The following is a 12,217-nucleotide window of genomic DNA, read 5'->3' on the forward strand; positions in this document are numbered from 1 at the left end:
TGGACGGCGGTGTCAGCCGAGCCAGAAGGCGCAGTTGTGCTCTGCCGCGAACGAGGTGATCACCTGGCTGGCTCCACCGGAGCGGAGCTGCATCACCTTCTGGTCGGCGCCGTAGGTCGGCCACGCAGGGGCACCTCGGTAGTTCGGGTCTCCGCTCCGCGCGAAGGCACCCCAGTAGCGCATCATCTGGTCTGAGAGCCGCTCCTCTTCCGTGGTGAGCGGCCGCTCGCCCAAGGTGAAGTCGAAGAGGTACGCGAGCTCGGCGCTGTGCCCGTTCGACATGTCCTCGCCGGGCACGCGGAACCCGTAGAGCGTCGGCGAGGTCGGGTCGTTGAACTCGTAGCGGTAGGTCGGCACCTTGGCCGTGGTCGCGCGGGCGGTCAGCTCGACGTTGCATGCGTTGCCCGCATCGGTGTGCACCTGCGTGATGGCGTCGTACGGGCTCTTGAACCTGCTCAGGGGATACAGTTCGAGGACGCGTTTCGCCTTGTCGCCGTACGTCTTGTCGACCAGCTCGACGTAGCCCTGCGCGGTGATCCCGGCAAGAGCGGTGTCCAGGAGGCGGTTCTCGGAGTACGTGCTGCCGGTCATGACGGGGACCGCGTTCCAGGTGCCCTGGGTGATCGCGTCCTTAGGCGACTTCGGGAGCAGCGCGCCGCCGACCTTGGGGCCGCCGAGATAGTTGGCCTGGTTGGCGACGAGCGTCCCGGGCCACGCCTTGCGGAGGCAGCTCACGACCGTCGCCCGGTCGCTGCATCCCACGGATTCGGCGAACTTCAGACCGCTCTGCTCGCCGGCCGACAGTGAGTTCCGATCGCTCATGCACGCCGAGCTCTCCACGATCGCCTTCGCGAACAGGCCCCGCGCCGACGGCATCGCCAACATGTTGCAGACGCCCCCACCGCCCGCGGACTGGCCATAGATCGTGACGTTCTTCGGGTCGCCCCCGAACTCGGCGATGTTGTCCCGTACCCACCGGAGAGAGGCCTGCTGGTCCATTGCCCCGTAGTTGCCGGACCCGCCAGGTGTGACGGCGCTGAGGGCCGGGTGCGCGAGGAAGCCGAGCGCACCCAGGCGGTAGTTGATCGAGATGATGATGGTGCCGGTCTTGTCGGCCATCGTGCCGCCGCCGTAGATGACGCCGGTGCCCTGCGTGTTGCCGCCGCCGTGGAACCACACCATGACGGGCAGCCGCGCGCTCTTGGCCACGTGGCTCGGCCGGTACAGGTCCAGGTAGAGGCAGTCCTCACTCGTGGCCTGCTCCTCACGGACCCCGCTGGGCTGGAACTGCAGGCACGCCGGTGACTGCCGGCCGGCCGGGTGGATGCCGTCCCAGGACGCGGGCGCGGCCGGAGGCGCGAACCGCAACTCGCGCACCGGGGGCGCCGCGTACGGCAGGCCGAGGAACTCGTCGAACTTCGGCTTCGCGACGCCACGGACGAGCCCGCTCTGGGTACGGGCGACCGGGTCGCCTCCACGGGCGTCCCCGGTCGCACGGGCTGTGGCGCCCGAGGCGCCGATCGTCAGGATGGAGACGAGCGCGGCCGCCGCGATCGCGGCCAGGCGTCGCTTGAAGACACGTCTTGTCGGTGACACGTGAAACTCCCTGGCGGAGGGCCGCGCGGCTTTCCGAGACCCGTGACGTGCATGCGGCGAACCCCCGTTTGGGTGGTGTGCCTTCGGCGCAGGACTCGAGGGTGGCGCGGCGAGATGACGGAGCCGGTCCGGCGCCCGCAAGCGCGTCGCGCCGACGGACCCCGGGTGTGATGGGGAGGGCCAAGGCGCAGCGACGAGCCGAGGCGTTGGTGAACCGTTGTCGTGCCGCTGGTCCGGGTCGAGCGGCAGGTGGAGCCGGGTGCCGCGCGACACCCGTATTGATCAGCAGGTCTGGTGCGCAAAGCGTAAGGAGGATATTTCCGTTGTGTCAATGGCCGAATGCGTCGAGATCACGCGCCATTTACGTAAGAAATTTTACGTATCTTGGTTCTTGGTGATGGCCACTGATCCGAAGTCCTCGACGAGCCCGAAGGTCAACGCGACCCCGCCGAGCGCCTCGGCGTGCACCCCGCAGCCCGCCGTCGTCACGACGAGATCGTGCAGGGCGGCGGGCTCGCTGTAGCGCTCCAGCGCCTCCCGGATGCCGCGCAGCGCGGGCCCGCCGAGGGAGCCGAGCGCGCCGCCGACGATGATCGCGTCCGGGTTCAGCGCCGTCACCAGCGTGGACAGCGCCCGGCCGATGGTCCGGCCGGTGTCGGCGAGCAGGGCCCGCGTCCCGCGATCGCCGGCGTTCGCCAGGCGCACCAGGTCGGTGAAGCCGAGCGATACGCCCGGGTGGGCCGGTTGCAGCGCCCGGATCAGAGCCGCGCTCGACGCGACGGTCTCCAGGCAACCGCGGTTGCCGCAGATGCAGACGTCACCGTCGTCGACCACGCGGATGTGCCCGATGTTGCCGGCGTAGCCGCGCCCACGGTACAGACGTCCGCCCAGGATCAGGCCGGCGCCGACGCCGTGTGAGATCTTGACGTAAATAAAGGTGCCGAAGGGCGTTCCGGCCCCGAAGGCGGCCTCACCGACGGCCCCGAGATCGGCGTCGTTGAGGATCCGTACCTGGTCGGTGTACGCGTCGAGGCCCAGGAACTCCAGCGGGTCGAGGTCTCCGAACCGGGCCGCGAAAGGTCGTCCGGTCATGCCGACCGGCGAGGGAAGACCGACCGTGGCCCCGATGACACCGCCGGCGTTGCCCGTCGCGCCCACCTCGGCCGCGGCCGCCACCTCCGCGATGAGCCCGCCGGCCTCGTCCAGAGCCTGCTCGACGGCGAGCCGCTGCTCGAAGGTCGCGACGCGTTCCTGGACCACGTGGCCGGACGCGTCGGCCACGACGGTGCGGACGTGGGTGTGGCCGATGTCCACGCTCAGGACCAGGCCCTGTGGCGGTGTCACCGCGAGCAGTTGCGACGGCCGCCCCTTGCGCGTGTGCGATGAGCCCTTCCCGGCTTCCCTGATGGCGCTGGTCTCCAGCAACTCGGCCACGATGCTCGCGATCGTCGGCCGCGACAGACCCGTGGCGCGCGCCAGATCGGCGCGGCTGGCCGGCCCGCGCTCGCGCAGCAGACGGAGAATGTGCAGCCGGTGAAGCTCACGCACAGCGTCACCACCACGACGTCTCGTGACCATGCGGCCTATCGTACATTTCCGTCAACACAATTTACTGAATTACGGCTGGGGTTACGCTATCGGCGTCCGCCGGACCCCTGGGCACCATTGCCGCCTCACCGCTGATCTCCTCCAGGGCGCGCCCGCCGCCGGTCTCGGGCACGACCTTCCACACGAACAGCAGGGCAAGGATGCCGACCGCGGCGAACAGGAAGAAGCACGGGGCGGGGTCGCTCTCCAGCAGGCTGGGAAAGGACTGGCTGACCGTGAAGTTGGCCAGCCAGCCGAGCATGAGCACCGTCCCGACCGCGGACCCGCGGATCGAGGACGGGAAGAGCTCGGAGACCACCACCCGTACGCAGGCACCCCACGTGGCCGCGAAGGAGGCGAGAAAGACGATCATGCAGGCGAGGGTCGTCCACGCCGTCGCGGCGGACGGTGAGGCGAGTGCGGTGAACGTGCCCAGGAACGCCATGGCCGTCCCCATGGCCACGGCACCGGCCATGAGCATCGGACGTCTGCCGACCCGGTCCACGAGCGCCAGGCCGATGAGAGTGAAGGTGATGTTGGCGGTGCCGACCGCGAGGTTCGCGGCGACCGCGGCATCGTCCCCGAACCCGGCGCGCACGAGGGTCGAGGGCGCGAAGTAGATGATGGCGTTCGTCCCCACGAACTGCGCCAGGACGGCCAGGCCCGCCGCGCTGACGAGGGCGCGCCGGGTCCGCCGCCCGGTCATCACCCGCAGCACCGACAGCGTGCTGAGAGCGGCGGCGTCGGTCCGTACGGCGGCGGCGATCTCCGCCAGCTCCGCGTCGGCGTCGGCGCCGCGACCGAGCCGGGTCAGGGAGTCCCGGGCCTGGCCGGTCCGTCCACGGAGCAGCAGCCAGCGCGGTGTCTCGGGCAGGAGCACCGCGCCGAGGCTCAGCACCAGGGCCGGGACGATGGACAGGCCGAACATCCAGCGCCAGGCGCCGTACGGCTGCAACCCGTATCCCACGGCGAAGGACAGCATGATGCCGAGCACCACCATGAGCTGTCCGAGCCCCCCGACGGCTCCACGGTGGCGTGTCGGCGCCACCTCCACCAGGTACACCGACACCACGGAGGCGCTGGCACCGACCCCGAGCCCCATGACGAACCGGAAGGCGACCAGCGTCCACGGCCCAGCAGACAGACATGCGCCGAGACCCCCCACGACGAAGACCACTCCGGTGCCGGAGATGACGGCGCGGCGGCCCCACCGGTCGGCGAGACGGCCCGCCACGCAAACGCCCGCGGCCGCGCCGAGGAGCAGTGAGCTGACCAGGAAGCCCTGCAGACCCGTGCCCATCGCCCACTGCTTCTTGATCGACAGCATGGCGACGCCGATCACCCCGGTGTCGTAGCCGAACAGCAACTCGGCGAGCGCGCCGAAGGCATAGACGGCCACCGGCGGGCGAGCCGGGGAGCGGCGGGTGGCGGACACGCGGCCTCCTTGCCGGCGAGGCAGGGGAAAACCAGGTCCTGGGACCGTACGAGCCTCGGACCTGCGGATGTACTTGTATCGCTCGCCGTACGCGGCACGCAATGGGTGGCCGCTTCCTCCCGGAGGACGACGGTCGCTCCCCTCGGCGACTCTGGCCTCGGCGGTCACCGAGGCGAACGACCCCAGGACCGTGTACGTCGACACCACGGGCTGGATGTCGGCGGACGCGGGCGGCAACGCCGACGACGTCCACCCGGCCGTCGAGCCCCACGCGAGGGCGGCGGCACTGCTGACCGGTTTCATCGCGAACACGACCGGCTGGGCGCCGGACCCGGTCACCGTTCCCATCGCCGATCGGGTCGGCCGATCCCGGCCCCGGATCCGCTCGGCCGAAGCCGGTCGGCAAGCCGATGCTGCGTTTGCGGCCGACGATCTTCTTGGCGGCGTCGATGCTCTGGTCGCAGGCCGGGACGTTGCCGGAGGTCTTGACGCTCTGGGCGTCGATCACGCCGCCCGAGGGCTCGGCGGCGCGGCCCTCCTGCACGCGCACCAGGCGGTGCAGCAGCCCGGAGATCCGCGTGAAGATCTCTTCGTCGCGCCAGAGGCGGAGTAGCCGTACACCGTTTGCCAGGGCGGGTAGTCGTGCGGCAGGTAGCGCCAGGGGATGCCGGTGCGATCGACGTAAAGGATCGCGACATACAGGTCAGACCGCTGTGGCCGCCTGCAAAACCAGACTCGGACACTCACTTTGGGATGAGACAGAAGAACTGTCATACGTATGGCTCCCGAAGTCCCGCTCTTACCCCAGTTGTCTCAGCCGACTCCTGCGTTGCTCTCTGAGCAAGGTCACAGCACGCGAGAATCGCCGCCTATCGCCACACGCGTGGGGCACTGCGCCGGTACTCTCATAAAGGTCGGCTCTCGGAGCCGGCCGTCTGGACGCCGGGTTCAGGCGGAACAAAGGAGATGAGCGGAAATGCAACACCACGACGGCTGGCGTACCTGGGCGATCGGCCTGGCCTTCGCCGTCGGCTCCATGCTGGTCCCGTCGATCAGCAACGCATTGCTGGTGGGAATCTCACCCCTGGCGACGAGCCCCACCTTCATCGCGACACATGGGCTGGTACTGGCCGCCATAGGAGCGATCCCCGACCGAACGCTGCCGACCGACGTGGCGGCCGGGTCGGGGAAGGCGGACCGCGAGGCGTGGCTACTGATCGTGCGCGTGGCGGTGGGATCGGTCGTGAGTGTGTACGGCTCGCTGTTCGCACTCAACGCAATCGGGCTGGGGCGCCTGGCGGGCCTGACCGCTGGGGCGACTCTGCTCTTCGGCCTGAGAGAGCTGCGGTCGGGCTGGGGAAGCCGCTGGGTACTGATCCAGTGCGTCTCCCGTGTTGTCAGCGGGCTGGGCATCTGCTTGATCACCCATCCGTGGCAATCCGATCCCACACAGCTCACCGGGGCCCTGCTCGCGCTCGTCAGCGCGGCATGCACGCTCAACTTCACCGCGTGCATGAACCGGCTGACGAAGAAGCGGATGGCTCAGGCAGGGAGTGCGAAGGCGTCCGTCTTGGCGCTCCCGGTGCTTGTGGCGGTGGCATTCTGGTTCGAGGGCACAAACTGGCTGACTACCCCGAGCGTCATCGTCAAAAGCACCATCGCCGGCGCCCTGGCCGGCTTGACGACATCGATGGTGATCGCAACGATCAAGCGGTTCACTCCCGCGGCACAGGGGGTCGTGTTCACCCTGAGAACCCCGATCTCGGCCACGGTCGGAGCCGTTGGTGTCGCACTGGGGTTGCTGCCCGTCGCGCAGCGGCCCACCTGGACGGCGGCGGCCGGCATCTGCGTCGTGTTCCTGGCGGCGCTGGTCGCCGCCAGGAACGGCGAGGCCCCCGGGCGCTACCAACTCAACCGGTAGCGGGGAGAAGAACGCTTCTTCTCATAAGTTGCCAAAGACATTCGACCTGCGAAAACCCGGGTCGGGCGTCGCGAGAGGAGGGCCCGGCTGCCGCCGGGCCCTCTTTCCCATGTTCGGCGAAGGTGGTGCCGGGCCAGTAGATGAGCTCGGTCTTGAGCGTGGGCCACGGGTTCTCCGCCAGGGCGTCGTCGAAGCTGTCGCCGGTCGAGCCTGTCGAGGGGGCGATGCCGGCGTCGGCGAGGCGTTGGGGAACCGGACGAGCGAACACGCACTTCCCGCGTGTGTCCGCTACGACGCCTGCACCTGCTCGTGGGCGAGCAGGTGCAGATGTGTTATGGCCATGTTGATCGCGGAAGCCATCGGCGTGACGTCGCGGGAGGTCTGCGCCAACAGGTAGCCGCCCTGGACAGCCGCCACGAACCCCGTGGCAAGTTGGGCCACGTCGGCGTCCTGGGGAATGACGCCTTCCCGTTGAAACCGGTGAAGGAGATCTTCGAAGAGTTCTTGCCAGGCCATGAAAAGGTCGTGGAGCTTTCTGCGCGCGACCGAGTCCTGATCGGAAACCTCGTTCGCCAGAGAGCCCAAAGGGCACCCGTACCGGCCCTCTTGCAAGGCGTTGCGCTCGATAAGTGCATCTCGCCAACGTCGCAGGCCCGCGAACGTCCTCACCTTCTCCAGGCGTTCTCGCTCACCGGTTATCGTTCGCTCGCCCACAAACTCGATCACTGCCCTTACCAGCGCCGGCTTGTCTTCAAAGTGTCGGTACAGCTGCGATTTACTGACTTTGCTCGCTGAGACGACATCGTCCAAAGTCGTTCCGCCGACTCCTCGCACGCGCATCAGATCGGCGGCGGTGGCGACGATTCGGGACCTCGTCTTCGCGCCACGCGCCGTCAACCGCGCGGCTGCGGCCGTCTGCGAGCTCTCGTCCACACCGTCATGGTACTGACGGGACCGCCGCACGAACCGTGTCAAGGCATAAGCGCCGGCAGTGGCACTGGGGAAGGTGGATATGGAGCCATCTAGGCACATCTGGACGATTTCGTCTCGATTGGTCAGTGATCGGTGTCCCTTGAGAGGTTCCCTCCACCACGTGTGCGTTCTCTCCTCGCAGGTGTAGCTGCATCTGCGATCTCACGGCCGGGTGCTCGCTGCTTGCCGGGCAGTATGACCCCGTACTAGTCTGGACGACTTCGTCCAGTTACCAACGGACTGCGCAGGCCGCGCAGGCAGAGACCGGATACCGAGAGGGGCTGCATGAAGGCGATCGTGGTGACGGATCAGGCCGCGGGAACGGCAGGCATGACGCTGGCCGAGCGTCCCGAGCCAGAGCCTGCGGGGAACGACGTGCTCGTTGAGGTTCACGCGTCGGGATTCACCCCGGGTGAGCTGTCGTGGCCATCGAGCTGGACGGATCGCCTCGGCCGTGACCGGACGCCGTCGATCCCCGGGCACGAGCTGGCCGGTGTGGTCAGCGCCCTCGGGTACGGAACGACGGGGCTGTCGGTGGGACAGCGGGTGTTCGGACTCACCGACTGGACTCGCGACGGCACCCTCGCGGAGTACGCGGCCGTCGAGGCGCGCAACCTCGCGCCGCTGCCGGGCGACGTCGACTTCACGGTGGGCGCGAGTCTGCCGATCTCGGGTCTGACCGCATGGCAGGGACTGTTCGAGCACGGCCGTCTTCGGCCGGGCCAGAGCGTGCTTGTGCACGGTGCGGCCGGCGGTGTCGGATCGATGGTCACCCAGCTCGCATGTGAGATCGGTGCCTACGTCATCGGTACCGGACGCGCTGCCGACCGTCAGGCGGCACTCGACTTCGGCGCGAAGGAGTTCGTCGATCTTGCGAACGACGCACTGGAAGACGTCGGCGGAGTCGATCTGGTGTTCGACGTGATCGGCGGTGACATCGAGAGGCGGTCGGCAGGGCTGGTTCGAGCCGGAGGAACGCTGGTGACGATCGCCGGCCCGCCGGAGGCGCGGCCCGCGGACGGCCTGGCGATCGACTTCGTTGTCGTGTCCGATCGCGCCCAACTGAGTGAGGTTGTCCAGCGGGTGCGGGACGGACGTCTGCGGACGGTCATCGGCAGCGTCGCGCCCCTCGATGATGCCGTTGCGGCGTTCAATCCGACCGAGCGGGTCAAGGGAAAGACGATCATCCGCGTTCGCCCGTAAGGACTTGGCACCCCTAAGCACGAGTCGATGGCTGGGGCCTTCGCACGACTACCGCAACCATCGGGTGGCGACAGAACTCGTCGCTCGCGTGTCGGATGAGATCCGCGAGAGCGGGTACCCCAGCACGAACCGCCGGGGGCCACAACGAGCAACTCACCGCGTTCGAGCACGACATGACGACGTAGCCGTCCGGCGTTCAGACGTGGTTCGAGCCGGTCCGGCGAGTCCGGGATGGTCGGCTGCGGACGGACATCGGCACCCTCGCGGCCCTCGACGATGTCGTCGCCGCCTTAGGGCTATCAAGGGCAAGACGATCATCCGGTTCGTCCATGAGGACGCGAACACAACGGATATCCCTGTTACGTCGTAACGCGGGTAGGCGAAGACTGTCAAAGAGGGATTCATATGAGAGCGATCGTGGTGACGGACCAGGCCGCGGGAACGGCTGGGATGATGCTGGCGGAGCGGCCCGAGCCGGACGCGGCACGGCTCGCCAGTCTTGAGGGCGCCAACTACGGCGATGTCGTCGTTGAAGTTCATGCGTCGGGATTCACCGGGAATGAGCTGGAGTGGCCCTCGACCTGGATCGATCGCCTCGGCCGCGACCGGACGCCGTCGATCCCCGGCCACGAGGTGGCCGGCGTGGTCACCGCCCTCAGCTACGGAGCAGCAGGGCTGTCCGTGGGACAACGGGTGTTCGGACTCACGGACTGGACCCGGGACGGCACGCTGGCGGAGTATGTCGTCGTCGAGGCACGCAACCTCGCGCCGCTGCCGGGCGACGTCGACTTCACAGTGGGCGCGAGCATCGCCATGACGGGCCTGACCGCATGGCAAGGTCTGTTCGAGCACGGCCACCTCCGGGCCGGCCAGAGCGTCCTTGTGCACGGTGCGGCCGGCGCCGTCGGTTCTATGGCGACACAACTCGCACGTGAGGCCGGCGCCCACGTCATCGGCACCGGACGCGCCTCCCACCGTCAGACGGCACTCGACTTCGGTGCGAAGGAGTTCGTCGACCTTGAGAACGACGCGCTGGAAGACGTCGGCAGAGTCGATCTGGTGTTCGATGTCTTCGGCGGTGACATCGGAAAGCGGTCCGCGGGTCTGGTTCGAGCCGGCGGAACACTGGTGACCATCGCCGGTCCGCCCGAAGTACGGCCGGCCGACGGTCTGGCGGTCGACTTCGTTGTCGTGTCCGATCGCGCCCAACTGGGTGAGATCGCCCGGCGGGTGAGGGACGGACGGCTACGGACGAACATCGGCCAAGTCGCGACCCTCGACGATGCCGTCGCCGCCTTCAACACGACCGAGCGGATCAATGGGAAAACGATCATCCGCATTCGTCGGTGAGGACTCAGGGACTGCGACCGTCCTTCCCCACTTGCGGATCAGCGTCAGCCGCGCGGCCACGTCAGTTAATCACCGTCCTCACGGTGGTCCACAGGTAGACCCCTTGTGATGTGCCAGTACCAGCCGTCCACACCAGCCCGTGCAGGGATGCGCTGCCGGGGGCATGACGACGGGCTCACGCTGGATGCGCCTTCGCCCCCAACTCGGGCTCCTCCGCGCCATCCGAAGAATCAGCGTCTTGATCGAAACATCGGTCGATGGTCGCCCTGACCTGACCGAGCCATTGAGCAATGCAAACGACGCCCTCCGGGGATTCCTACCTCCGGATCGGCCGACTGCCGGCCTGCTGATCTGGTGTCACGCCACTTCAGTGGGCCTTGGCATGTCAAAGGAGAGGGCGGGATACCCTGCCTGCGGTGCCTCGAACCGCGTGACCGGAGGAGTCGATGCTGGGATGACGGCAGGGCGACCGATGCCCACACAGGACGACGTGCTCCGGTACTTCAACACGCTGTCGAACTGGGGACGGTGGGGCGACGACGACGAACTCGGCACTCTGAACCACATCACCGACGACGTCCGGCTGGCGGCGGCGCGGGCCGTGCGCCACGGCAGGAGCGTGTCGTGCGCGTGGGAGATTGCCGTGCCGGAGGAGATGGAGCGGTCGACGACGACGTGCCCGTGCGCCGCCGACATGCCAGGTGCCGAGAACATGCCGCTGCCCGGATTCCGCAACGACCGGCACTGGGGCTTCTCGAACGAGCGGCTCGGCATCCTCTTCCACGGCAACACCATCACCCACGTCGACTCGCCGTGCCACATCTTCTGGGACGGCACGATGTACAACGGGCGGTCGCACTCGTTGGTCGACACCGCAACGGGATCGGCGTGGGCGGCCGTCACGGCGGCGGCGAACGGGATCATCACGCGTGGCGTCCTGCTGGACATTGCGAAGGTCCGCGATGTGCCGTGGTTGGAACCGGGGCAGGGTGTGCATCCCGACGATCTGGAGGAGGCCGAGCGTCGCCAGGGTGTGCGGGTGCGATCCGGCGATGCGGTACTCCTGCGGACCGGCTATGGCCGCGTCCGGCACGAGGCCGGTGCGACCAGCGGTTTCACGCAGGCCGGCTGGCACGCGTCCTGCCTGCCGTGGCTGCATGAACGGGGGGTCGCGCTGATCGGCGCTGACACCCCCCAGGACGTTCAGCCGTCGGGGTACGAAGACCTGGCGATGCCGGTTCACACCGTGGGCCTCGTCGCGATGGGTCTGTGGCTGCTCGACAACTGCGACCTGGAGGTGTGCGCGACGACGGCCGCCGAGTTGGGCCAGTGGGACTTCCAGTTCGCGGTCGCGCCGGTCCGCTTCGCCGGTACGTCCGGCAGCCCGGTCAACCCGATCGCCACATTCTGACCGCGGGACTCGCACCACCGGGAGGATCTGCTCGGTGCTGAGTGAGCGTTAGGCTGCGTGCTCACGCCCGGGTCGCCGCTCAGGCCGCGCCCGCAGACCAGCGTTGATCAGCAGCCGCACGGCAATTATGGCCGAGGCCATGGCGAGGGATGTCCAGGACGGCTGGCCCGCCAGGCGGATGAGGCCGGCAGCCAGAAGGAAGTCCATCAGCACCGCCACGGTGGGCCGCATACGTTGGATCCGGGCGGCGACACATGCTGCGCTGATCAGCCCAAACGCGGTAACGAGAAGGGCGGCTTGCCCCAGTAGCGCATTCACGGCGCGGTAGCCGGAGGAGAGGAACTGTCTCCCGCGGAAAGTCGCTCGACCTCCTGGCGCTCCTGATTGATTTCCCTGCCGAGGATGTAGTTGAGCGCGGTGCGGATAGCGGCGATCGCGGCCAACTGGCCGATCTCGGTGAAGGACGGGGCGATTGCGGTGCGCAGGATGTCCCCGGCAAGCTGGAATTCGAGACCGAGCGCGAGAAACAGGCCCAGGGTCAGCCGGATCCGGTTGAAGCCATAGCCGGCTCGCTCAGGCGCTCCCGGGCGGTGCAGCCGAACCACGCCATACGCGATGAAACGCACGAACGTCCAAGCCGCTCCGGTGAAGATGATCAGAGCACCCGCGAACTCCACCAGTCGCACAGCCAGGTCAACGACCTCGCGCAAGGTTGATTCCGGCAGAAGATCCCAGCCCATGC

The 12,217-nt window shown here is 68.1% G+C and carries 10 protein-coding genes and 1 pseudogene; 4 read left to right on the forward strand and 7 right to left on the reverse strand.

What is annotated here, in order from left to right:
- Nucleotides 1-12: 12 nt before the first annotated feature.
- The 4 genes and pseudogenes from ACQPZP_RS34330 to ACQPZP_RS34345 form a co-directional block, all read right to left on the reverse strand.
- Entirely contained in the window at nucleotides 13-1,596 is a 1,584-nt protein-coding gene (locus tag ACQPZP_RS34330; protein ID WP_433473843.1) for a carboxylesterase/lipase family protein, read from the reverse strand.
- Between the two features lie 375 nt (nucleotides 1,597-1,971).
- Nucleotides 1,972-3,144: an ROK family protein gene (locus ACQPZP_RS34335; protein ID WP_433473844.1), complete on the reverse strand. Its 1,173-nt coding sequence runs from the start codon at nucleotides 3,142-3,144 to the stop codon at nucleotides 1,972-1,974.
- Between the two features lie 61 nt (nucleotides 3,145-3,205).
- Complete coding sequence (locus ACQPZP_RS34340; protein ID WP_433479723.1) at nucleotides 3,206-4,618, reverse strand: sugar porter family MFS transporter; 1,413 nt, start codon at nucleotides 4,616-4,618, stop codon at nucleotides 3,206-3,208.
- A gap of 409 nt (nucleotides 4,619-5,027) precedes the next feature.
- Nucleotides 5,028-5,323, reverse strand: a pseudogene (locus ACQPZP_RS34345) (transposase); the annotation flags it as partial.
- Nucleotides 5,324-5,594: 271 nt separating this feature from the next.
- Between ACQPZP_RS34345 and ACQPZP_RS34350 the strand changes: the two are divergent.
- Entirely contained in the window at nucleotides 5,595-6,539 is a 945-nt protein-coding gene (locus tag ACQPZP_RS34350; protein WP_433473845.1) for a hypothetical protein, read from the forward strand.
- A 288-nt stretch (nucleotides 6,540-6,827) separates the two neighbouring features.
- Here ACQPZP_RS34350 and ACQPZP_RS34355 read toward each other — a convergent pair whose 3' ends face one another.
- Nucleotides 6,828-7,472, reverse strand: coding sequence for a TetR/AcrR family transcriptional regulator (locus ACQPZP_RS34355; protein ID WP_433473846.1), 645 nt, complete (start codon nucleotides 7,470-7,472; stop codon nucleotides 6,828-6,830).
- A 324-nt stretch (nucleotides 7,473-7,796) separates the two neighbouring features.
- On the opposite strand from ACQPZP_RS34355, the gene ACQPZP_RS34360 reads away from it, so the two are divergent.
- The 3 genes from ACQPZP_RS34360 to ACQPZP_RS34370 all read left to right on the forward strand — a co-directional run bounded on the left by ACQPZP_RS34360 (nucleotide 7,797) and on the right by ACQPZP_RS34370 (nucleotide 11,475).
- Complete coding sequence (locus ACQPZP_RS34360) at nucleotides 7,797-8,714, forward strand: NADP-dependent oxidoreductase (protein ID WP_433473847.1); 918 nt, start codon at nucleotides 7,797-7,799, stop codon at nucleotides 8,712-8,714.
- Nucleotides 8,715-9,119: 405 nt separating this feature from the next.
- The gene (locus ACQPZP_RS34365; protein WP_433473848.1) at nucleotides 9,120-10,064 is read left to right on the forward strand and encodes an NADP-dependent oxidoreductase; all 945 of its coding nucleotides are present in this window, start codon (nucleotides 9,120-9,122) and stop codon (nucleotides 10,062-10,064) included.
- A 472-nt stretch (nucleotides 10,065-10,536) separates the two neighbouring features.
- Nucleotides 10,537-11,475: a cyclase family protein gene (locus ACQPZP_RS34370; protein ID WP_433473849.1), complete on the forward strand. Its 939-nt coding sequence runs from the start codon at nucleotides 10,537-10,539 to the stop codon at nucleotides 11,473-11,475.
- A 48-nt stretch (nucleotides 11,476-11,523) separates the two neighbouring features.
- Here ACQPZP_RS34370 and ACQPZP_RS34375 read toward each other — a convergent pair whose 3' ends face one another.
- Complete coding sequence (locus ACQPZP_RS34375) at nucleotides 11,524-11,694, reverse strand: hypothetical protein (RefSeq protein ID WP_433473850.1); 171 nt, start codon at nucleotides 11,692-11,694, stop codon at nucleotides 11,524-11,526.
- Nucleotides 11,695-11,789: 95 nt separating this feature from the next.
- Entirely contained in the window at nucleotides 11,790-12,215 is a 426-nt protein-coding gene (locus ACQPZP_RS34380) for a DUF1622 domain-containing protein (RefSeq protein WP_433473851.1), read from the reverse strand.
- Nucleotides 12,216-12,217 lie beyond the last annotated feature (2 nt).

Source organism: Spirillospora sp. CA-142024 (assembly GCF_050942325.1).
Classification (GTDB): domain Bacteria; phylum Actinomycetota; class Actinomycetes; order Streptosporangiales; family Streptosporangiaceae; genus Spirillospora.

Coding starts and splice junctions, on each gene's coding strand:
- ACQPZP_RS34350 (WP_433473845.1), top strand. CDS start 5,595: ATGCAACACCACGACGGCTGGCGTACCTGGGCGATCGGCCTGGCCTTC.
- ACQPZP_RS34360 (WP_433473847.1), top strand. CDS start 7,797: ATGAAGGCGATCGTGGTGACGGATCAGGCCGCGGGAACGGCAGGCATG.
- ACQPZP_RS34365 (WP_433473848.1), top strand. CDS start 9,120: ATGAGAGCGATCGTGGTGACGGACCAGGCCGCGGGAACGGCTGGGATG.
- ACQPZP_RS34370 (WP_433473849.1), top strand. CDS start 10,537: ATGCCCACACAGGACGACGTGCTCCGGTACTTCAACACGCTGTCGAAC.
- ACQPZP_RS34380 (WP_433473851.1), bottom strand. CDS start 12,215: ATGGGCTGGGATCTTCTGCCGGAATCAACCTTGCGCGAGGTCGTTGAC.